This window comes from Leptolyngbya sp. FACHB-261 (assembly GCF_014696065.1).
Taxonomy (GTDB): Bacteria; Cyanobacteriota; Cyanobacteriia; order FACHB-261; family FACHB-261; genus FACHB-261.
The window spans coordinates 192,334-213,634 of record NZ_JACJPL010000001.1 but is presented as its reverse complement, the minus strand read 5'-3'; the positions used below and the strand labels follow the sequence as shown (position 1 = coordinate 213,634).

The 21,301-nt window shown below is 50.4% G+C and carries 17 protein-coding genes; 10 read left to right on the top strand and 7 right to left on the bottom strand.

Annotated elements, in window-relative coordinates:
• The first annotated feature begins 132 nt into the window (after positions 1–132).
• The 3 genes from H6F94_RS00940 (at position 133) to H6F94_RS00930 (ending at position 4,636) form a co-directional block, all read left to right on the top strand.
• Positions 133–1,872, top strand: a complete 1,740-nt coding sequence (locus H6F94_RS00940; protein ID WP_190800353.1) for an aldehyde dehydrogenase family protein — start codon at positions 133–135, stop codon at positions 1,870–1,872.
• A gap of 775 nt (positions 1,873–2,647) precedes the next feature.
• Entirely contained in the window at positions 2,648–3,217 is a 570-nt protein-coding gene (locus H6F94_RS00935; protein WP_190800352.1) for a type 1 glutamine amidotransferase domain-containing protein, read from the top strand.
• Positions 3,218–3,523: 306 nt separating this feature from the next.
• Positions 3,524–4,636 carry a YsnF/AvaK domain-containing protein gene (locus H6F94_RS00930; protein ID WP_190800351.1) on the top strand — a complete coding sequence of 371 codons (1,113 nt, stop codon included), beginning with the start codon at positions 3,524–3,526 and terminating at the stop codon, positions 4,634–4,636.
• Positions 4,637–4,799: 163 nt separating this feature from the next.
• On the opposite strand, the gene H6F94_RS00925 is transcribed toward H6F94_RS00930, so the two are convergent.
• On the bottom strand, positions 4,800–8,507 hold the full coding sequence (locus H6F94_RS00925) for a PAS domain S-box protein (protein WP_190800350.1): 3,708 nt from the start codon (positions 8,505–8,507) through the stop codon (positions 4,800–4,802).
• A 699-nt stretch (positions 8,508–9,206) separates the two neighbouring features.
• Here H6F94_RS00925 and H6F94_RS00920 point away from each other — a divergent pair.
• On the top strand, positions 9,207–9,443 hold the full coding sequence (locus tag H6F94_RS00920) for a helix-turn-helix transcriptional regulator (protein ID WP_190800349.1): 237 nt from the start codon (positions 9,207–9,209) through the stop codon (positions 9,441–9,443).
• 81 nt (positions 9,444–9,524) lie between these two features.
• Here H6F94_RS00920 and H6F94_RS00915 read toward each other — a convergent pair whose 3' ends face one another.
• A complete protein-coding gene (locus H6F94_RS00915) occupies positions 9,525–9,845 on the bottom strand; it encodes a hypothetical protein (RefSeq protein ID WP_190800348.1) in 321 nt (106 codons plus the stop codon).
• A 547-nt stretch (positions 9,846–10,392) separates the two neighbouring features.
• On the opposite strand from H6F94_RS00915, the gene H6F94_RS00910 reads away from it, so the two are divergent.
• Positions 10,393–11,001, top strand: coding sequence for a response regulator (locus H6F94_RS00910; RefSeq protein WP_190800347.1), 609 nt, complete (start codon positions 10,393–10,395; stop codon positions 10,999–11,001).
• A gap of 219 nt (positions 11,002–11,220) precedes the next feature.
• Here the strand turns inward: H6F94_RS00910 and H6F94_RS00905 are convergent, their stop codons facing one another.
• Positions 11,221–11,499: a hypothetical protein gene (locus H6F94_RS00905; protein WP_190800346.1), complete on the bottom strand. Its 279-nt coding sequence runs from the start codon at positions 11,497–11,499 to the stop codon at positions 11,221–11,223.
• A gap of 1,119 nt (positions 11,500–12,618) precedes the next feature.
• Here H6F94_RS00905 and H6F94_RS00900 point away from each other — a divergent pair.
• Together H6F94_RS00900 and H6F94_RS00895 are read left to right on the top strand one after the other, a co-directional pair.
• Positions 12,619–13,122 carry a pyridoxamine 5'-phosphate oxidase family protein gene (locus tag H6F94_RS00900; protein WP_190800345.1) on the top strand — a complete coding sequence of 168 codons (504 nt, stop codon included), beginning with the start codon at positions 12,619–12,621 and terminating at the stop codon, positions 13,120–13,122.
• 425 nt (positions 13,123–13,547) lie between these two features.
• Entirely contained in the window at positions 13,548–15,221 is a 1,674-nt protein-coding gene (locus tag H6F94_RS00895; RefSeq protein WP_190800344.1) for an alpha-keto acid decarboxylase family protein, read from the top strand.
• Positions 15,222–15,346: 125 nt separating this feature from the next.
• On the opposite strand, the gene H6F94_RS00890 is transcribed toward H6F94_RS00895, so the two are convergent.
• Positions 15,347–15,691: a hypothetical protein gene (locus tag H6F94_RS00890; RefSeq protein WP_190800343.1), complete on the bottom strand. Its 345-nt coding sequence runs from the start codon at positions 15,689–15,691 to the stop codon at positions 15,347–15,349.
• 301 nt (positions 15,692–15,992) lie between these two features.
• On the opposite strand from H6F94_RS00890, the gene H6F94_RS00885 reads away from it, so the two are divergent.
• Complete coding sequence (locus tag H6F94_RS00885) at positions 15,993–16,310, top strand: hypothetical protein (protein ID WP_190800342.1); 318 nt, start codon at positions 15,993–15,995, stop codon at positions 16,308–16,310.
• A gap of 89 nt (positions 16,311–16,399) precedes the next feature.
• Here H6F94_RS00885 and H6F94_RS00880 read toward each other — a convergent pair whose 3' ends face one another.
• Complete coding sequence (locus H6F94_RS00880; RefSeq protein WP_190800341.1) at positions 16,400–16,894, bottom strand: P-loop NTPase family protein; 495 nt, start codon at positions 16,892–16,894, stop codon at positions 16,400–16,402.
• A gap of 429 nt (positions 16,895–17,323) precedes the next feature.
• Here H6F94_RS00880 and H6F94_RS00875 point away from each other — a divergent pair, with 429 nt between their 5' ends.
• Together H6F94_RS00875 and H6F94_RS00870 are read left to right on the top strand one after the other, a co-directional pair.
• On the top strand, positions 17,324–18,100 hold the full coding sequence (locus H6F94_RS00875; RefSeq protein ID WP_190800340.1) for an ABC transporter permease: 777 nt from the start codon (positions 17,324–17,326) through the stop codon (positions 18,098–18,100).
• Positions 18,101–18,188: 88 nt separating this feature from the next.
• Complete coding sequence (locus H6F94_RS00870) at positions 18,189–19,151, top strand: lipase family protein (protein WP_190800339.1); 963 nt, start codon at positions 18,189–18,191, stop codon at positions 19,149–19,151.
• Here H6F94_RS00870 and H6F94_RS00865 read toward each other — a convergent pair.
• Positions 19,124–19,690 carry a hypothetical protein gene (locus tag H6F94_RS00865; protein ID WP_242040918.1) on the bottom strand — a complete coding sequence of 189 codons (567 nt, stop codon included), beginning with the start codon at positions 19,688–19,690 and terminating at the stop codon, positions 19,124–19,126. The genes H6F94_RS00870 and H6F94_RS00865 overlap by 28 nt on opposite strands.
• A gap of 103 nt (positions 19,691–19,793) precedes the next feature.
• The gene (gene gltX / locus H6F94_RS00860; RefSeq protein ID WP_190800338.1) at positions 19,794–21,242 is read right to left on the bottom strand and encodes a glutamate--tRNA ligase; all 1,449 of its coding nucleotides are present in this window, start codon (positions 21,240–21,242) and stop codon (positions 19,794–19,796) included.
• Positions 21,243–21,301: the final 59 nt, after the last annotated feature.

The following is a 21,301-nucleotide window of genomic DNA, read 5'->3' as shown; positions in this document are numbered from 1 at the left end:
GAGAGCGCTCCATAGGCCACCTTTAAGAAGAGCACCTTTGAGAGACACGCCTGCTGCCTGCAAAGACGAATGCTAAAGTCCACGTGCGACGCTAATCATGTGCGGCGCTAATGCTGACTCAGTGAGGTTACGATGAGCGCTTCTCAAACAGCTGCGGTAGTTGCGACTTCCTCAGAGCGGCTAGAGGCAATGCTCAGCCAGTTGAGCCGTCGTAAAGACGCCTGGCTGCAAGTGCCGATTCCGGAGCGGCTAGCGTACCTAGAAGCTTGCTTGAAGCGAGTTGAGGCGGTGGCTGAGCCCTGGGTGGATGCCTGCTGTCAAGCTAAAGGTCTGGACTCCCAAGCGCCTCTGGCTGGCGAAGAGTGGCTGACGGGTCCGGTCAGCACAGTTATGTATCTACGGCTGCTCCAAGCCAGCTTGAAATCAAAAGGGCAATCCGAGAAGCAATCTGAGGGGCAACCAACGGGACAAGTTGATGGGCAGCTGACTCATCGCCCTGATGGCCAAGCCGTGGTGCGTGTATTCCCTCAGGATTGGCTTGACCGCTTGGTCTGGCTGGGTTTTGAAGCGCAGATTTGGCTGGAGCCGGGCCAACCCAGTAGCCAGGGGGCGATTTACCGCCAGAAAAGAACTTCGGGAAAACTGGCGCTAGTGTTGGGCGCGGGCAACATCTCTTCGATTGGCCCTCTCGATGCTTTGCACAAGTTGTTTGTGGAGGACGAGGTGGTCCTTCTCAAACTGAACCCGGTGAATGAGTATCTGGGGCCGTGGCTGGAGGCTAGTTTTGCGCCTTTGATTGAAGCGGGTTTTTTAGGCATCGCCTACGGCGGCGCGGAGTTGGGCAGCTATCTGTGTAGCCATCGTCAAATTGAGAGCATTCACATTACTGGCTCGCAGCGAACCCATGATGCCATTGTCTGGGGCAGTACTGGCCAAGAACAGCAGGCACGTAAATCAACTCAGACGCCCCAGCTTGATAAGCCTATTACTTCTGAGCTGGGCTGTGTGACGCCAGTTTTGGTGGTGCCAGGGCAGTGGTCTGAGGCTGACCTTGCCTTTCAAGCGCGCCAAGTTGCCAGCATGGTTGTACATAATGCCAGTTTTAACTGTGCCGCAGCCAAGGTTCTGGTCACGGCTGAGGGCTGGCCGCAGCGTGAAGCATTCTTAGCTCAACTCCGGCGAGAGCTGGCGGCAATTGCGCCGCGCAAGGCTTATTACCCCGGTGCCCACCAGCGGTATCAGGCATTTTTGGCACGCTACCCGCAAGCCGAGGCTTTAAGCCCTGGCAGTGAGGAAGTGGTGCCTTGGACCTTGATCCCAAATGTGCCACCTCAAGCTAGCGAATACGCACTGAACGAAGAGGCATTTTGTGGGGTGCTGACTGAAGTGCCTTTGCCAGTTGCTGAGGCGGAGGCTTTTCTAGACCAGGCTGTAGCCTTCGCTAATTCCAGCATCTGGGGCACGCTATCTTGCACAATTCTGATCGATCCGACTACTGCCAAAAAACATGCAGGACGACTGGACCGGGCCATTGCAAACCTACGCTACGGCGGCATTGGCATTAATGTCTGGTCTGGGGTTCTGTATGGCCTGATGGTGACCAGTTGGGGTGCGTTTCCAGGCCAGCCTCTAACCGAGATTCAGTCGGGTCGTGGCACTGTTCACAATACGCTCTTATTTGACCATCCGCAGAAGTCAATACTCTGGGCACCATTCCGCATTCAACCGACCCCCGCCTGGTTTGCTAATCATAAAAATCTGCGGCAGTTAGGAAAACGTTTGCTGGCTTTGGAAGTGGCCCGAGTCAGTAAGAAGGGATTATCCCTGTTGCCTGAAATCATGAGTGTTTTAGCCGCAGGTTTGAGAGGATAGCGACCTGCTCTGCGCAACAGCTCAACAGTTATCACTATCTAGAAACTATCTGGAAACTTTCAGATAATGACCAAAATTCAGATACAGATATAGAATCTCTTGCCATAGACTGATCTAGGAAAACATAGGCAACAAGCTATAAAAGGGCGTATAGCTCTGCAAGTAGAGCCGGAATCTACATCATTAACATTTTATCAGCATCAACCTATCAATTGGCGTAATAAGCACAATGGGTCTAATAAGCAAAATAGGGGCTCGGCATTGCCAAGTCCCTTGTTTCATTAGCGCATCAACTAGTGTGGTGCTCCAGGGCAACTGACGGGAGTCTACGCCCTTAGAGAGAGGGTGGTAACAATCGTTGTTAGCTAGGGTTATCACGGTGAGAAGCCAAGGGAGCAGATATCTCGCGTTGATATCTGAGGCTTTCTGATTTCGGACTTTCGCTCTCAGACTTTTTTTATCTAGTGAACTACCTAAGAATACGGCCTTATATAGCGTTTCTAGGTATGAATAAAGATTATCTGTCTAAGCTCGGAAACGGATGGAGAGAGGCATGACTAAGAACTTGCTAGAAGCAGGGTATGGGGTCACATAGAATCGCAATCCTGAGCATTGTGAGTCTCTAGAGAGTAGAGCTGATAGAGCAAGACGGTCATCAATTTAGATTCCAGCCCAGTGATAAAAGTCGTGCAGGAAAAGCTGCGTGAGAAAAGCTGAAAACCTAGTTTCAAAAAAAGCTCACGAGCGCTGAACAAGAGCTAAAGAGGAGTTAAAAATGCCACGGGAACTTACCAACAAAAAAGTTGCCATTCTGGTGACAGATGGCTTCGAGCAAGTAGAGCTCACCAAACCAAAGCAGGCACTCGAAGCAGCTGGGGCTCAAACCCAAATCATTTCGCCCAAGAGCGATACAGTCGAGGGCTGGAATCATTTTGACAAAGGTGACCAATTTCCGGTCGATGTGCCTCTAGACAGCGTTAACCCAAATGATTATGATGCGCTGCTGCTGCCCGGCGGTGTCGCTAACCCTGACCAATTGCGAATTCAGGACAAAGCTGTGCAATTCGTCCGCTCCTTCTTCGAGGCAGGTAAGCCGGTTGCTGCGATCTGCCATGGTCCTTGGACGCTGATTGAAGCGGGTGTAGTCAAGGGTCGGACAGTGACCTCTTGGCCTTCCTTGCAGACGGACCTCAGAAACGCAGGGGCAAATTGGGTAGATCAAGAGGTGGTAGTTGATAAAGGGCTGATCACTAGCCGTAATCCTCAAGATATCCCAGCTTTCAATCGCAAAATCGTTGAAGAATTTGCTGAAGGTGTGCACGAAGAGCAGCGTCGCTCAGCGTAATTTGGTTTCTTTTTCTCTTTGGATTCGCTTTGGATTTCAGGGAGTTGTAAGACCAGCATTAGAGCCTAAATTTGACAGGATTTTCTGAGTCTATACCTTTAGGGGCACACAACTGCAGACTCCTAAAGGTATTGCGGATTTTTGTTGCAGGTTCCTATTTCTAGAAACTAGCATTTCGCGTTCTCTAAATTTCAGCTTTCTACCTCTTTGGATTAGGGTATGAACTACCAAAAGAGCGATGAAGATTACTACTTGAATGCCCACCATGAATGGGTGCAGTGTTGGATATAAATAGGAGAAAAAATAATGGCTCTTGGTGATTACAAACGAGCGGTTGGTATTTTCCCCAGCTACAACCAAGCAGAGCGGGCTGTGCATGATCTTCGGGCTGCTGGCTTCGCCATGGACGATATTTCCATCGTTGCCCGCGACTCAGCTCAGGGTCAGCAGATTGCGGGCGCTGAAGTAACCGATATCCGCGATGTCGGTGGCAAGGGCAAAAAAGGCAATAAGGCTGACAAGGGTGCTACAACCGGCGCTACGACGGGTGGTGTCCTGGGTGGTCTAACTGGTTTGTTGGTGGGCATTGGTGCTCTGGCAATCCCAGGTATTGGTCCAGTCATGACCGCAGGGGCTCTAGGTACGGCATTGGCAACCACTGCTGCGGGTGCAGGTATTGGTGCGGTTGCCGGTGGCCTGGTAGGAGCTTTGGTTGGACTGGGTATTCCTGAAAAAGAAGCTCGTGCCTACCAAGACCGAGTCGAGCGTGGTGACTATCTAGTGATGGTCGAAGGTAACCGCGCCGAAGTAGAGCAAGCAGCGACAATTCTACGTAACGCTGGCGTCCAAGATTTGGGTGTATACGACGCGCCTGAAGGCAGCTACCAAGTGCGCAACCGCCGTGCAGATGTAGTTACGCCTTTGACAGCGACAACTACAGACCGGGTAACGACCGACCGGGCAACCGTCATTCAGCCGCCAATCCCGCCCCAACCCCAGATTAATACCCCAGTCGGCTCAAATGCAGACGTCACTCTGTACGAAGAGCGCCTGGTTGCTGACAAAACTCGGGTGAAGACTGGCGAAGTCGCAATTGGTAAGCACGTTGAGACTGAAACAACCCGAGTCTCAGTACCCGTCGAGAAGGAGCGGGTCGTGATTGAGCGGGTAACGCCCACAGACACGAGGGCTGTAACCCCCGGCGAAGCAAACTTCCGCGAAGGCGAAGTGGCTCGCGTAGAAGTCTACGAAGAGACACCTGACATCCACAAGGAAACAATCCTGCGTGAAGAAGTCAGGATCAAGAAGGAAGTTGAGCACGAAACCGTTGAGGCTCAAGAGCAGATCCGCCGCGAACGTCTAGACATCACGACTGACGGTAACCCCCGCGTGGATGGAACCCCCGACAAGCGTCGTTAAAGGTTAGAGCAATTAGGTCAGGGTTTGGCATTGCCAAACCCTGACACATCGACAGTCTAGAGGCTTGGCAATGCCAAGCCTCTAGCTTTTATTTGTATAGAGCTAGGTTTATTTGCATGTAGATAGGTCAGGCGCTTAAGGCTCCTCACGCCTTGGGCTCTCCTCACGTATCTGGCTTCTCACTTAGTAGAGGCAGGGTGAGTTTGAAGGTGCTGCCCTTGCCTGGACGAGATTCGACACTGAGATTACCCCCGTGATGTTGAGCAATCTGACGACACAAGTGCAAGCCTAAGCCAATACCTTGGGGGCGCTTGCCGCTGATATGGTAAACCTGGCTAAACAGGTCAAATACGGCAACCTGCTGCTGGGCAGGGATACCAGGCCCTTGGTCCCGAACCGAGACCACACCGTGCTTACCCTCGCGTCTGAGGCTGAGCCAGACTCCCCTATTTTCAGAGCTGAACTTGGCTGCATTGTCGAGCAAGTTAACCACTAGTTGCACCAAACGCTCGGCGTCGCCTAGAACCTGAATAGTCTCAGGCAAGGAGCAGTGCAGTTGGACGTGGCGGCTTTCGTAGAGAACAGCAGTTGATTGAACTGCTTGCAAGAGGACTGTTTTGAGGTCAACTGGATCTTCTCGCCAGCGATAAGTGCCGGAGTCAAGCTTAGAAAAATCAAGCAGGCTATTGACGAGCTGCACCTGACGCCGAGCTTCACTTTCGATTAGATTCAGCATTTTTCTGGCCTCAGGGCTAATCGGCGGCAGCAGATCTTTGAGGACAGAGATGCCGGTGTAGATATTCGTGATCGGCATCCGAATTTCGTGGCTGACCGTGGCAACCAGCTCGGTCTTAATTTTTTCTAAACGGCTGAGACTGGCATTGGCCTGTTGCAATTCCCGGTTGGCTTGCTCTAGAGCCTGGGCTCGCTTGCGCTCGGTGATATCGACACCAATGCCTCCGAAACGGTACAACTGCCCTGTTTCGTCGTAGATAGGGAAACTCTGGTGCCAAATCCAGCAAGCAGAACCATCAGGACGCACAACGCGATACTCGACATCAGTTGCTTCGCCGTTGGCCCGTTGCTGAAATTTAGAAACCACATGCTCGCGGTCGTCAGGGTGAATAGCCTCTAACCAAGACCGGGGCTGCTCATAGACGCTCTCGAGAGAACGGCCCCAGATTTTCTCGTAGGCAGGGCTGACATACAACAAGGACCCAGGTTCTATGCCTGATAACCAAAACAGCTCCGAGCTGTTTTCGGCTAGCTGACGGAATCTCTGCTCGCTCTGCCGGAGTGCTTCCTCGATCTGTTTGCGCTCAGTAATATCCTCTTCAACTGAGATGCGGTACTGCTTGCCCGAAATCTCCAACAGGCTCATGCGGGACTGAGTAGTAAACAGAGCGCCGTCCTTTTTGCAGTTACTGAACTCCCCCGTCCAAAAGCCAAAGGTGTTCAAATTCTCGATCAGTTCCCTCATGAACTCAGGGTCTTCGTCGAGAGGGTAGGGGTTGAGAACTGGTGCTTTTTTGCCGAGTAGTTCGCCGCGTTCGTAGCCGAACATGGCATCAAAGGCTGGGTTGGTAAAGTAGATGGTGTTTTCGATGTGGTCGATAATCGCGACACCTTCGGCCATATGCTCCAGCACCAGAGCCTGGGTTCTGAGCACCTCTTCAGCTCGCTTGCGCTCGGTGATGTCTATAAAGGCGTTGACTGCTCCCCGGATTTGACCTTGTTCATCCAATAAGGGAGCCGCATGGAACAGGAGGTTAGCAACGCTGCCATCTGCCTTGATTAGGTCAACTTCTTCGTCCCGGATCTTGCGTCCCCAAGTGATGGCTTGTTGCAACACGCCTTCTTCTCCCTGGAGTTCCCGCCCTTGCTTAAAAAACCTGAAGGAGGGCGGTGTCTCAAGTGGGGGAGTGCAGGAGGAGTTGATTTCTAGAGAAATTTCTAATAGCTCTGCACCTGTAACATTGACTCGAACCTGTTGACATTTGGGATCTTCGGCAATGCCAATGCCAACTGGAATTACGTCGAATAAAGCTTGCAATTCAGTGACTCGATGCTGCAATTCCTGATTGAGCTTGGCAATCGCGGCTTCGGCTGCTTTGCGGTCAGTGATATCTGTGATCATGCCCAAAGCGCCAGCGTATTGCCCTGCCGGGTCAAAAATTGCGTTGGCAGCAACAATCGTCCACAACTCAGAGCCGTCTTTACGTTGCAACTTGAAATCGTACCGTTCTCCAATGCCTTGACGGTGATGCTCCAGGTTAACAACAGCAATAGCTTGGCCTGCTTCGTCCATGAAGTCGAATAGAGATCTGCCCAGCATTTCGTCTACGCTGTAGCCCAGCATTTCGGCCATTTGAGGATTCACAAAGCTGGTGTGATTTTGGGCATCAATAATCCAAACCCCTTCGATTGTGGTTTCGATCATGCGACGGTACTGCTGTTCACTCGCTTGCAATGCAGCGGTCCGTTCAGCCACCCGTTGCTCTAGCTCGGCGTTGAGCTGATGCAGTTGTTGCTCGGCCTGTTTGCGCTTGGTGATGTCTCGTCCGACCGACTGAATCTCGACTAAATGGCCTTGCTCGTTGAAAAGCGCTCTGTCCGTCCATTCCTGCCAACGAACTTCGCCAGTGCTGGTTACAAAATACTCTTCGATAATTGATGTTGGCTTCTCTGGTGTCAAATTGCGAATGTTCTCTTTTACTTCTTGAAGCTGTGCCGGTGGATCGAAGGAAGCAAAATAAATACCAATAAGTTCCTCAAGGCTTTTATTGAAATAGTGACAGTAGGCATCGTTGACAAACGTGAGGTTGCCATCGGGTGTAAAGCGACAGACCAGTTCTGTTTGGTCTTCGACAATAGCGCGGTAACGGGCTTCACTAATGCGTAGTTTCTCTTCTGCCTGTCTCTGCTCTGTGATGTCTCGACCAACGCATTGAAATTCAATTAAGTTGCCTTGCTCATCGAGAATGGCTTGGTCCGTCCACTCATACCAGCGAGTTTTGCCCTGGGCACTAATGACGCGATTGATCGAAATATCAATTGGCTTATCCCTGCCCAGAGACGCAAAGTGATCTAGCAAATACTGATGCTCTTCTTCTGGAACCTCAGTCAACAGGTGTTGACCAATAATCTCTGCTGTTGACTTACGGTGCTGGCGACAGTAAGCCTCATTGCCGAAGGTTACTCTAAGGTCTGGTCCCAGCCGACAAATTAATTCCGTCTGGCCTTCGATGATGTTGCGGTAACGGGCTTCACTGAGCCGTAGCGCTTGCTCCATTGACAGACAACCGCTAAGTCCATCACAAGCTGCTGGTTTTGGCTCTGACTCTGGTTCTGGTTTTGGGGTTGCAGTCTGGGCTTGCCGCAATAGGTCGGTCAGACTCAAGGCAACGCCGGTTAATTCGGCCAGTTCTCGTAGGCAAGAGATCTGAGCGGGTTTGCAGGCTAGCGGTTGGTGGAGTTTGCAAAGTCCTAGAAAGCCGACTAATTGGTTTTTGGCAAAGATGGGAATGCCCAGAAAGCCCTGACACTGAAGCTTGGGGGGCAAAAGCTGGACATTCTGCCTGCGGCGATTGTTGATGCTCACTCGTAGGATTTGCTGCTGGCGCAGGTGTTGATAGCCCTCGTTCCAGCTTGAGAGTGAGAAGGATGGCTCTGGCCAGGGTTCTAGAACTGCTCCGTTCAGTTGAGCTTGGTACTGCAACACGAACTGTTCGGTTTCCAAACGCCACAGAGTACAGCAGTCTGCTGAGAGCGCCTGAGCCAATTGGTCAACTAGTTGCTGGAAAAGAGTGTCTGGCTCGTCTAGACGATTGAGCGCAGCGCTAAGGTTCCGAAGGCAGGTTTTCAGGTTCATGGCAGTCTCAAACTGTGCTCATGAGCAAGGCAAATTGAACGCCAGCTTTTTGAGCGGCAGCTTCCGTTAGCTTGGCACGAATGCTTAGAGACGGGATCTGCTAGGCACGTATGGGGTGCCTGTGTTCTGAGACTGGTTTCTGTAGGTCATTCTTGACTTGGCTTAAGGAAAACGTATGAGCTGACTATGAGCTAGTGAATATCGCGGCTTGGCGCGTTTTTTGGCCCCCGTTTTAACTTTCATAAAACTAGGGAATTTCCAGGACTGGGTTCATGATCGTTCGCTGCGGTCTTCGATGGCATCCCAGACAACTTCAAACTGAACTTCGGGCATGGTGCGCTGGAGGGCTTTGAGGTGTCCATCGGCATCGGCGCGGTGTCAAAAACGGGCATAACGGTGCTGCGAATGAGGTTGGGCGAACGCTTCACGATGGCCCAAGGGTTCAATCGGGAGTAGTCAGAGTCGTTCATTAGATGTCCTTGCTGATTTCAAGACGCGCTAAGCTGACCCCCCATGCTTGTAATGGGTGGCAGTGAAGCGCCGCGAATGAGAAACTACTGAGGAAAGGACAGATTCACCTTAGACACCTTGTTTGGGCCTATAGGTGCCTGCCTTCCATCGTGTATTGGTTTCCTAAATCAATTCAGGATTCCTGCAAGAAAATCCTAAACCACTTTAGGGAAAATCTCTTAGGGCTGGATGGCTAGAAAATCTAAATCACCGCTCGCGAGACTGAGAGCTATTCAGCAGCTCACCCAGAGAGAGTTAGCTCAGGCGTTAGGAGTCACAGACGATACGGTCGCCAACTGGGAGAAGGGGAGAGCCATACCGAGGCTCACCATCCGTCAAGTCAGGATTTTGCTCAAAGTGTTGGAATGCACAATTGATGAGCTTCCTGATGACTTCGGACCGCCTGAAAGCCAGGAGGAGGATTGATCACGGGCTGGCTGCTGGGGTTTTATACCAACCCACTTACTTTCTAATTGACACCCATTAACCCCTCCTAACCTCCCCTTGCTAAGGGAAGGCGCCGGGGCCGGTGAGCTTTGATTTGTAACTCTCATTTAGAAAATTGGTTTCAGAGGTTACTTCAGATAAAAATTTGCCACCATTGCCGTAGCGTTTGCCAGTAACGCTACGAGGTTTGCCACTAATGTCGTAACATTTGCCAGTAAAAAAATAAATTTGCCAGTAATGTCGTAGCGTTTGCCAGTAATGCAATGACATTTGCCAGCAGCGCAACAATATTCGCCACATCAATAGGTATTTCCTCCCAACGACCAGGAGACGCCGAGCAGCTGGCAATAGACTGAGGATAGCCGCAATGACTCTCAGCATTGGGGGTCAGAGATGGGGATGACAGTTGGCGATGCGGAAAAGCTTCAGCAGCTCTGCCCAGACCACAGAGTTGAGTTTTGGGATAGCGTCATTACCCTCATGAGCTCGTCACACCTGACCTCAGCCATTGTTGAAACTAGGTTCTCTAGACTATTACCTGGCTTGCTTCGAGGTAGGAAGTTAAATATCTGAACTGTACTGTCTGTGTTTGAGCGGTTCCAAAACATCGCTCAGTCCATTGAATTCGTAAGATACTCCGTCTGTACTACAAAAAGATGCGTTAGTAATAGTCACAACTTGGGTATTGAGCATAACGGCTTGAGCCTTTTCTGTGCTAGAAGTCAGAACCACTAGAAGAACCAATGGAGCTTGAAAATCATCAGTTTATTCTGTTTGTTCTAAAGCGCAAAAATCGGAAGCAGTAAAAAGAAATTTATGAAACTCTCTAATCTTACTGGTGCTCATTAAAGATTTAGACACGTAGCTCTGAACTATCTTGATCTTGCAGGCACCACTTGTATCAGTATTTTATTTGAAGTTTCACAGCATGGACTTGCCGGGATCTGCTCACAGCTTAGCTTTCGGCGATTGTGAACAATGTACACTTTATGTTAAATCGGCCATGGGTTACGAGATTTATTTCAAAAGACTGGTTATTTTAAAATGCTGTTATGATTGCGGCATTGAACGAGGGACAAGAGTCGATATGTCAGACATTGACCCTAAACAAAGCAATGTTGGGAAACAACCGCTAGTGCTTGTGGTTGAAGATAATGAGGACAACCTGTTTTTAGCAACGCAAATCTTGAGCTGTTTAGGCTGTGCTTGTGCTTGCACAAATAACGTTCAGACAGCCATCGATCTCGTTCAGCGTCTAAAACCAGCCCTAGTTCTGTTAGATCTAAAATTGTCAGGTGATGATGGACTCAAAGTGGTTCGTCAACTAAGACGAGACCCAAGTACTGCTGCAATTGCGGTGATAGCAGTGACAGCGCAGGCAATGCTTGGGCACAGAGAGCAAGCCATCGCAGCAGGCTGTGATGACTATCTCCGCAAGCCCTACATGATTGGGGAACTTGAAGCTATTGTTCGGCAGCATCTCAAGTTAGCAAAGCCAGTTACATCGCCAATCTACGATGTTGGGAGCTTATTGTAGTTTGTGTTTGAAGCAGAAGTTGTGGCTGGCAGTTTTTTTAGCCGAAGTTTGAGTCTAAGTTTCTCCTTTGGGAGGGCAAATCTGCTGTCATTTACTAAAAATGTTGGCAAGAGCACTATTCTTAATCGTTTTAAAGCACCCCAATCCTTATTGGAACAGGGGGTATTCACTTATGTCAGATTTCTAAAGCTCAACTTTAAGATGCAAGATTAGTTAGCTCTATTTCTGTTCACATTCATCTTTTACAGGGTTGGTGGAAGAACCATCCTTTAAGCCGTTTAATTTGTCCAGCCTTTTTCTGAGTTCTTGTCGAGATGTCTGTAGATCTTTCCGGGTTTGCTGTAGGCCAGAACGCATATCACCAAGTTCACTTCGTGTTTCCTGAAGCTCCTGCTGCATGTCTTCAATATCTTGCCTTACCTCGCTATATTCATTTTGAGGCGACTTGAGGTCATGGTTGCTGTTAAGGCTATTCTGCTCGTACGATTCCGGTTGCATGCCCTTTCCTCCAGTTGTTTTCACCCAGATTACTTTGAAGCTAACTTGAAGCTAAGCGGTTATAGCAACGCTGATTGAACCGAAGTTAGCGCATGCTGATATCGCTCATATACAGTAGGCAATATCCCCTACTTGAAGCTCCTCCCTTAAGGCAGAGATCCTGAAGCCATTGGTGATATGAGATATCTTTTAAGCTAATTAGAAGGCTGATACTGTCATAAAACGTTGGGTAAGTCTTTCGATTGTCTTTGTTATTTGAGCAAAACCCTCTGGTTTGTTGAATTAGAAGCTAACGCCTAAAGCTTCTAAATATCTCTTCTCCCCAAGAGAGACCTTCTAATCCGCTATTAGGGTTAATCCTTGAAGAAATATCATGAGATGCAAGCCTCCCCTATGCATTTGGCGTCTCTCCCGTGAGTGCTCCCAAGCCAGATACAAAGCAGCAATACACTTCTGGTCACTTCTGTTCACCGCTTAAGTGGTCTTGTTGCGGCTACTATCTCTTAAGAGAGTTGTGTCTTCGCCCCACACCTAAATATCAGGGCAAAATAGTCTGCTTAGCCCTGTAGTAGTCTGCTAGCTCACTCAACCAAGGCCACAGCGGATTCTAGACTTTAAAGTCTCAGACAAAGCTCAAGGTCGCCTGCGCGAATTACTAGCTAGGAACTGTGAGACAACCCTCAACGAGTCTCAAACCGCAGAACTCGGCTTATATGAGCAACTCGACCAATTAATGATCTTTCTCAAGGTGCAAGTCTTTACTTCTGCTTATAACCTCTTGCTTTAGCAACAACAGGACAACGTTATTTATTTAGACTTATAAAGCCTTGATTTTGTGCTCTTTCGCTAGCAGAACTACATAACAACATCTCTGCATGTTTGTGTATATCTTTGTTAGGTAATCTCTGAACTTAAGTCAGTACACACAAGTCAACAATAGCCTCTCAACCTTTCGACAGATAAGCCATTGCTGAAAGTTCACTAAGATCCAACTAGCTCGGTGAGCATCGCCTAGCAAATATTGATCAAATCATAAACTTCAGCAAGGTTCTAACTCCAAACCATAGGACTTGCCTGAATTTGATTTGAGTTAACAAAGGATCAGGGAAAGCATCACTAATGAGCACTGAGCTAGACCGTCAAGAACAAATCGAGCACCTTCACGACATCGTGAAATGCATCGACTTCTGCATGTTAGTCACAGTTGATGGCAACGGCAGCGTCCACAGTTGCCGCATGTGCATCAGCAGGCAAGTCCAGTTCGACGGCGACCTCTACTTCTTCATCCATGCCAGCTCAGACAAACTGGCAGAAATCGAAGACAACCATGAAGTCACCATTAGCTTCCCCGCCTCAACCCAACAGCACTACGTCTCAGTCTCAGGCGCGGCCCAACTCTTCCAGGATCGTCGCCAACTCCAAGACTTTTGGCAACCAGACCACAAGGCCTGGTTTCCCGCAGAATTAGACGAACCCAACCTCGCCTTACTTAAACTCAGCGTAGAAAAAGCAGAATACCGAGATGTCCCAACCGGGCAGATTGCTGGCCTCATCGAACTACTCGCAGTCATATCTGACGAGGATCCCTATGACCTGATTGAGGACGAAGATCTATCCTCATAAACGCCACCTAGATCAAGCCCAAAGCCGGTGTAAGAACTAGCAGTTTGCATGCAGTAAAAGCTTCGCCTATTTGTACTGCCACCTTCTTCAATCAGTGCAGTTAACTTTTATCAAAGTTATAAACCTGATCACGTCTTATCAAGGCTCACCTGCCGAGCCTTGATTGAAATTCGCTCAAAAATCTAAAAATCTAAAAAACTAGGGAGCTTGACTGCACTGTTAAGCTTCTTAATGATTTTCAGTGGGACAGCTTCTTTAGACCTAGTCAGTCAGTAGGTTAGAAGTATACTGAGATCATCGCTTCCAAACTCGCTACTCCACAGAAGCGCTACGCCTCTATAAGAAGGGCCGAATACGTCCTGCGCCCTTCAATATTCATCTGCATTCAGCCTACACACTCACTGCTTGACAGGAGGAAGGACTGCATGAAAACCGCAGTTTCCGTTGGCAACTATTTAATCCAAAGACTCTACGAACACAACGTTCACCATGTTTTTGGCGTACCTGGCGACTTCGTGCTCGGTTTCGACAAACTTTTAGAAGACAGCGCCATCCAATTCATCAACACCTGCGACGAACAAGGCGCAGGACTTGCCGCAGACGCCTATGCTCGCTTGCGCGGCCTGGGTGCCGTTTGTGTCACCTATTGTGTTGGCGGCTTAAAAGTAGTTAACGCCACAGCCGAAGCCTTCGCTGAAAAATCCCCCGTGATCGTGATTAGCGGTGCACCGGGCACCAACGAGCGTATCAAAAACCCACTGCTGCATCATAAAGTACGCGAGTTTGATACCCAATACAAAGTCTTTCAAGAACTCACGATTGCCTCTGCGGTGTTGGACAATGCCAACACCGCTTTTGCTGAAATTGATCGCGTGATAGCCGCCGTTCTCCGCTACAAACGCCCCGGCTATCTCGAACTGCCCCGCGACATGGTCAACATCCCTGGCAATCCCGATTATCAAAGAGTTGAAAAACCCGAAAGCAGTGACCCAAACACCCTAGCCGAAGCTCTCAAAGAAGCAGTTAACTTGATTAATGCTGCTGAAAAGCCCGTAATTCTAGCTGACGTTGAGCTGCATCGCTTTGGCCTACAGGAAGCCCTGCTCCAACTAGCTGAAAAAACTAATATTCCCGTTGCCGAAACCATTCTGGGCAAGTCCGTCATTAGCGAATTACACCCCAGCTATATCGGCCTCTACGAGGGGGCAATGGGCAACGAATTCACCCGACAATATGTAGAATCTAGCGATTGCCTGATCATGCTGGGGGCCTTTCTCTCCGACCTCAATCTCGGCGTCTTTACCGCCCAGCTAGATCCTAAACACTCAATTTATGTAACCAGCGAGAAAACCTCAATTCAGTTCCACAACTACGAAGATATTCGCTTACAAGATTTTGTACAGGGTCTAATCCAGGCTGATATCCAGCGTCGAGACCTGAAAATTACCAACTACTCCAAGCCACCAATCGCCTTCGCTCCAGTTTCCGGACAGGCAGTCACCGTTGCAAGACTTTTTAAGCGGCTGAACCTGTTCTTAAGCAGCGACATGATTGTGATTGCTGACGTCGGCGATGCGCTATTTGCTGGAGCCGATCTATTTGTCCATGACAAAACCCGATTCCTTTCACCTGCCTATTACGCTTCTCTGGGTTTTGCCGTTCCTGCTAGCATTGGCGCGCAGTTTGCCAACACCAACACTCGTCCACTGGTGCTAGTCGGTGATGGTGCCTTCCAAATGACCGGCATGGAACTATCAACCATTGCTCGCTATCGGCTCAATCCCATCGTGATTGTGCTGAACAACGGCGGTTATGGCACAGAACGCCCGATGCTCGATGGCGCTTTCAACGACCTGTTGCTCTGGCGCTACAGCAGCCTTTCAGAGGTACTAGGGGCAGGCCGAGGCTTCGATGTTTGGACCGAAGATGAGCTAGAAACCGCACTCCTCGAAAGCCAAGCGCATACCGAGAGTTTCTGCATCCTTGATGTCCATCTCGATCAACAAGACACCTCAGCGGCTCTGCAACGTCTCACCCAAGCGTTGGGACAACTAGTGGGTACCCAATCCTCAGTAACCCAGTCCTCAGCTGCCCAGTAGTGATCTGCCGTTTGGGTTGAGCTGAAATTCTCCACTCGTGCTCTCAACTCGTACCTTCAACTCAACCCTTTCTGGCTGGCTACAGGCTCTTGTAGGTTACAGGCTTAAATTTCACTTCGCCTTGCTCACGCCGGTGTTTTAGAGCGCTCGCGCTCCTCTGCCAGCAGAGCATCTACCTGACCAATATCTGCACCCTCATCCACCGCCAGGGCCGCCAATTTTTGATAAAGGTCGAATAAATGATCTAGCGACTCAATCGGTTGCGGCTCAAAAATTTCTGCTTCATCTCGAAAGAGCTGATAGCGAAAGTCATCCCCAACATAAACGACTAATTCGACATCAAGATCTGCTAACGCCAACACAAAGCTTAAAGTACCAGGTGGTCCTCCACCAGGCTGAAGGTTCTCGTAGCTAGCAAAGCGATTCAGGAACTCAAACAGAGTAGCGACTTGTAAGGGACTAAGAGTCATTGGCCCTGTGCTGTTGTTATCAGGTAACTTTACAAAGCAAGCAAAACCTCAAAAAGCCTCTCAAGGGGGATTTAAAAAGGTCTGAAAAACTCGTTAAAAAAGCTTCTCAGCGTGTATTTATGCTCATGATGGTGAGCTAATCTAGAGTTTTATTAACTTAATCTTCTGGACCCAGAAGCTGTGCAGGGGGTGCGAATGCTCTAGCCTTTTGACTACCTCTTTAAGCAGACGCTGGGATCTATTTTGGTTGCTAAGATTTCAAGCCAAAACACCGTTAATAACAGATTAAAGGCAGGGGTTTATGCAACTAAGTGATGAAACAAAAGCTGTTGCCAGAATAATGGCTTCTGGCATCGCTGAAGGTCTCACTGAAACTGTCGCTCAAGGCGTAGCTGCTCACCTATTACCTGATGGTTTGGTGGGCGCAGCTTCAGGGGATAAGAAGAAAAAAGATAAGAAAAAGAAGAACAAAGACAAGAAGAACAAAGACAAAAAAGGCAAGAAAGCGAAGCAAGCCAAGAAGGCAGCCAAGAAAGCGAAGCAAGAATTGCAGGCTGGAGTCCAAAAACTCAAGCAGGGAGCACGGACTGCCGCTGAGAAACTTGTTGACAAGCTTTAGTGAGCTTGAGCTGAAAAAACTCGAAAAAAGCAGAGTCGCCAGAGACGAGTGTTGCAATTCGCTCATCTCCGGCTGACTCAACCTAGGCTCTAACGTAATTCGGAACAGCTTGATAGAATCTGCCGGAGTTCTGGCGGAGCTTGATTCAAAGGCACAGATGTAGACCGAGGGCACTCAAACCCTAGCCCCACAATTTGCCCTCTGGGATTCAGGCGTACAGCTGCCGGAATCGAGCCACGCTCGAACACAACGAGGAAATTGTTGCCATCAGCCCGAACAGATTGGTAATTGCCCAACCAGGACTTAAAGCCGGTAATAAACCGTTGAAACTGTGCCACTGGTACCCGCTGTAGAAAGCTAGGGTCGAACCAGGTGGACTGTAGATCCGGCGTCCGAAACAAGCGTTCGATTGCTGCTTGTGGTGTGGTGCTGCGAGGGGCTGGTCGAGCTGGGGCCGGAGTTGATGGAGTCTGCGCTAATTGAGTCTGAGGGCTCGGTGCCGTCTTAAGGGGAACCGCCCCAACTGGCAGCACCAGTAAGCCGGTTGAAAGTAGCGCTGTTGCCAGTGGTTTGAGTGAAAACATGAGCCATCTCCTTTAAGGGCACTTTACAACGCTAACAACTTGACTGTTGGTCGGGCTCTCAAGTTTCAGGTTGGGGACAAATGACTCTGGGGTTCCTTCCCAAGTTCTGGCAGGTTTGGGCCTAGCTCCTTAGGGCTAGTAATTTAAGCTACATAACTGCTTAACTTCGCCAAAAGTCAAGATTAGAGTGCTACAACTTGCCAAAGGCAGGGAGACTACTCTGGGAGCACCCTTCGTATAGGCCCATACCTCACCTTATGAAGAAGCTCGAAATCTGGAGTTTGGTTGCTTTACTCAGCACGATTTTATTTGTCTCAACAGCGGCAAGCCAATCACAGCCCTCTTCACCACTCTGGCAAAGAGACAGGGGTATGTAGAGAAACAGGGGTATTAGAAAATGGTAGACAGGTTGAGCAGTCAGGAGCCACAGTGAATACAGTCGAGCTGGATTTGGGGCGCTTAGTGCTAGCGCTGGGGCTGATGGTCATCGCTTTGGGGCTGTCGTTCTGGCAGCGTTTGGGCCTGGAGTGGAGCCTGGCTGTGGCTACGGGGCGAACCATCCTGCAACTGTTAGTCGTAGGTTATGTGCTGGAGTTCGTGTTTGCCTTGAATCAACCCTGGGCTGTGGGTTTGGTGCTGTTGGTGCTGCTCACTGTTGCGGCTCTAGAAGCGCGTAACCGGATTGGCAAAGAGGTGCCAATGGTGCTGCCGCTGGTCTGGAGTTCGATTTTTCTAGGGACGCTGCTCCCGCTGCTCTACACCCTATTGCTAGTGATCCAGCCTGGCTCTTTGGCCGAACCTCAGTGGGTGATTCCGCTTGCCGCTGTGGTTCTGGGCAATGCCCTCAATGGCGCAGCCATTGCAGGCGAGCATTTAACTCAGGCAATTAGCCGTAACCGCGTCGAAGTTGAGACTCATCTTTCTCTAGGCGCAACCCCAGAACAGGCCGTGGCGCAATATCGACGCGAGGCAATTCGCATGGCGCTGATTCCTACGCTCAACGCCATGATGGTGATCGGTGTAGTGACCCTGCCAGGATTTCTTGCAGGTGAGTTGTTAGGCGGAGTGCGCCCGGTTTTCGCTGTGGGTTATCAAATGCTGATTATGTTCATACTGGCCTTGGCAACCCTAATTACCACACTGCTGCTGACCCAGGGGCTGTACCGCCAGTATTTCAATCAAGCCCAACAGCTGATCTTGCCCTAGGCTTAGGCGAGTTTGTCCACAGGTTTTAGTTCGCAGTTTATATTGGCTGTAGCTAGAACAACCCATTTCTCAGCTCATCTTAAATTTCGTGACGAGGCTCAGCAGCCTGGAATCGGAGCGCGTACGCTGGGGCATCCTGTTTGTTGTTCTGCCTGACGCTACCTCACCTCTCATTCTGGGTAAAACGATGACCTATTCTCCTACCTCAATGCTTTATTCGCAGTTTGAGGCTCAGGCAGTTGATTACAGCCCCATTAATGCGTTTTGTTTAGCTAAAGCGGCCCAACTAGCCTATAGCGACTCGCCAGCAATTGATGCCCAAACCAAGCTTTGGGGCTTCACCAAAGAGCGGGTTCGATTCTGCGAAGACCAAGATACTCAAGCGTTTGTTGCGGCTAATGATCAAATTGTTGTTCTGTCGTTTCGTGGCACGACCGACCGCAATGATTGGGCGACGAATATTGGCGTTGCTTTCAAAGAAGAAACCAAGATTGGCAAAGTCCATGAAGGCTTTTTAGAAGCCCTGGATTGTGTTTGGCCAAGGGTGATGACGACCCTAGATGCGTTTCAGGATAAAAACCAATCGCTGTGGATTACAGGCCACAGCTTAGGTGGTGCTCTGGCAACTTTGGCCACAGCCAGACTGCGGTTTGGCCTCAAACGGCCCGTTGCAGGGCTCTACACTTTTGGTTCGCCGCGAGCTGTCGATGAAGCCTTCGCTGACACATTTAACCATGACTTCAAAGCGCAAACTTTTCGCCTAGTTCACAACAATGATGTAGTGACCCGAGTGCCACCCCGCTCCTTTGGCTATAGCCACGTCGGCACCTTTCTCTATATCGACCCCAAGGGCAGAATTCACCAGGACATTCGCTTTTGGAATAACTTCTTGGCCAATGTCCAGGGCCGTATGTCCGACTTCCTAAAGCCGGGAACGGATGGATTCAAAGACCACGATATTGCCAAGTACGCCAAGCACCTGGAAAATAACCTGGGTAAAACACCAGAGGTTGCTGTTGTTCGTTACGGCTGGATAGGTACCGGCGACTGAGTAATTTCTAAAACGTAGGGCAAATATTCGCCTTGCTGCTTAGAGCCAATCCAAACCTGGTAGGTTCCAGGTAACCAGCGGCCACTAATCGCCGGATTGATATTTGTAGTCGTGGCTGTAGGTGTGGCTGCCGCATTATCGTTGCACCAACTTCCTCCTGGTCCCTTTACCAGTAACATGGTATCGCCGGTACTGCGCACCCGCAGGTTCAAGTAATTAAAGGCGCTGGACAACGTTAGCTCATGGTCAGGCCGGTCATCGACAAAGCCATTGCAGGGACCAGTCTCTGTCGTGGCTTTGCCTGCTTTGGTGCTAGCCGTGATCGCACCTCCACTCAAGCCATGCAGCTTGCTCGGATCAGGCCGAAAGCCAGGGCTAAGCGAGACATTCCGAAATAGAACATTGGGCTCATTTTCCTGAGCTGAGGATTGCGCCAGAGCACTGCTCCCCAGATCGCTACTATTGAGCAGCCCCAAAAGCCCCAGGCCAAGCAACCAGGGCACTGAATTCACTAGGCTAAATTGACCAGCCAAATTCATCTCCTCACCTCTAGGACTCTTTTCTTGACGCTTGGCGCAGGTGTTAGACAGACCTGCGCCTGATATTTCGAGATATCTTCTACGCCTGATTACCGCCTAATATCTAGGCGGCGCTGGATGAGATCTGCTCTTGCAACCGGGGCAGAGCTAAGCCGTGCTGATGCAGCAATATAAACGACTGCAACAGGTCTGGTCCCTTCATCGATCTAGTCAAGACCGCGCGCATGGAGCGCATCACCAGTCCTTTTTTCACGCCCTGATCTTTGGTGACGCGGTTGAGTAGTTCGGTGGCGAGCTCGGGTGTCAGCGCCTCTATATTCTTCAGTTCTGCCTGAGCTGCTTCCAGGACGCCAGCAACACCAGGTTGCTGGCATTGCGCCGTTGCCTCAGCATCCAAGCTCAGCTCCGGCACGAACAGATAGCGGGTCATCTCTACGGCGTCCGGCAGGCGGGTCAGGCTGGGGCCAACCAAAGCGGCTACCTGCTCCAACCAGGATCGGTCTGCCGCTGGATCGAAGACATAACCGGCTTGCTGCCACACGGGGATGAGATGTTCTACCAAAGCTTCTGGGCTAAGGGCGTGAATGTATTGGCTGTTAATCCAATCCAACCGCGTCCAGTCAAACCGCGCCCCAGCGCTGTTCACCCGGTCAAGATCAAATTTGGTAGCAGCCTCAGAGAGCGTGAATAGCTCTTGGGCATCGGGGGGTGACCAACCCAGTAGCACCATGTAGTTGATCAGGGCTTCTGGTAGAAAGCCCATCGCGCGGAAGTCGAAGATCGAGGTGACACCGTCCCGCTTAGAGAGCTTTTTGCCCTCCGCGTTGAGAATTAGCGGCGTATGGGCAAACTCCGGCACCGACGCGCCCAGCGCCTGATAGAGCAGGATTTGCTTAGGCGTATTGCCAATGTGGTCTTCACCACGAATGATTTGCGTGATGCCCATGTCGATGTCATCAACCACTACGGCCAGGTTGTAGAGCGGCTGACCGGGTGAACCATCGTCTGAGGACCGGGCAACCACCATGTCGCCGCCAAGGTCACGGCTGTTCCAGGTAACCGGTCCCCGCACCAAGTCATTCCAGCTGATTTCCTGGGGCTCCTCAATTTTGAAGCGAATGACTGGCTTGCGCCCCTGCGCTTCAAACTCAGCCCGTTGTTCAGGGGTGAGGTGGCGGTGGCGGTTGTCGTAGCGAGGTGCTTCGCCCCTAGCTTTCTGGGCTTCGCGCATCTCGTCTAGCTCGGCCTCAGAGGTGTAGCAGTAGTAAGCCTGACCCCGTTCAAGCAGCTGCTGAATGGCAGCCTGATAACGCTCCATCCGCTCCGTTTGGAAGAAGGGCCCCTCGTCATAGTTCAACCCCAACCACTGGAGGCCGTCTAGGATGTTCTGCGTGTACTCAGGCTTAGAACGCTCTCGGTCGGTGTCTTCAACGCGCAGAATAAACTTGCCGCCGTGCCGATGGGCATAAAGCCAATTGAACACGGCGGTGCGGGCAGTACCAATGTGTAGGTTGCCGGTGGGGCTGGGAGCGATACGGACTCGAACAGTCACAACACTTCAATGAGAGGGCTTACCCTGCTGATTTTACCCGTCCAACCCCTAACCGCGTT

Bases quoted from the DNA above. Each gene is read 5' to 3' on its own strand.
- H6F94_RS00880 (WP_190800341.1), bottom strand. From the start codon at position 16,894: ATGTTTTCACTCAAACCACTGGCAACAGCGCTACTTTCAACCGGCTTA.
- H6F94_RS00915 (WP_190800348.1), bottom strand. From the start codon at position 9,845: ATGCTGAGAGTCATTGCGGCTATCCTCAGTCTATTGCCAGCTGCTCGG.
- H6F94_RS00890 (WP_190800343.1), bottom strand. From the start codon at position 15,691: ATGACTCTTAGTCCCTTACAAGTCGCTACTCTGTTTGAGTTCCTGAAT.
- H6F94_RS00925 (WP_190800350.1), bottom strand. From the start codon at position 8,507: ATGAACCTGAAAACCTGCCTTCGGAACCTTAGCGCTGCGCTCAATCGT.
- H6F94_RS00895 (WP_190800344.1), top strand. From the start codon at position 13,548: ATGAAAACCGCAGTTTCCGTTGGCAACTATTTAATCCAAAGACTCTAC.
- H6F94_RS00920 (WP_190800349.1), top strand. From the start codon at position 9,207: ATGGCTAGAAAATCTAAATCACCGCTCGCGAGACTGAGAGCTATTCAG.
- H6F94_RS00930 (WP_190800351.1), top strand. From the start codon at position 3,524: ATGGCTCTTGGTGATTACAAACGAGCGGTTGGTATTTTCCCCAGCTAC.
- H6F94_RS00900 (WP_190800345.1), top strand. From the start codon at position 12,619: ATGAGCACTGAGCTAGACCGTCAAGAACAAATCGAGCACCTTCACGAC.
- H6F94_RS00935 (WP_190800352.1), top strand. From the start codon at position 2,648: ATGCCACGGGAACTTACCAACAAAAAAGTTGCCATTCTGGTGACAGAT.
- H6F94_RS00885 (WP_190800342.1), top strand. From the start codon at position 15,993: ATGCAACTAAGTGATGAAACAAAAGCTGTTGCCAGAATAATGGCTTCT.
- H6F94_RS00905 (WP_190800346.1), bottom strand. From the start codon at position 11,499: ATGCAACCGGAATCGTACGAGCAGAATAGCCTTAACAGCAACCATGAC.
- H6F94_RS00910 (WP_190800347.1), top strand. From the start codon at position 10,393: ATGGACTTGCCGGGATCTGCTCACAGCTTAGCTTTCGGCGATTGTGAA.
- H6F94_RS00865 (WP_242040918.1), bottom strand. From the start codon at position 19,690: ATGAATTTGGCTGGTCAATTTAGCCTAGTGAATTCAGTGCCCTGGTTG.
- H6F94_RS00940 (WP_190800353.1), top strand. From the start codon at position 133: ATGAGCGCTTCTCAAACAGCTGCGGTAGTTGCGACTTCCTCAGAGCGG.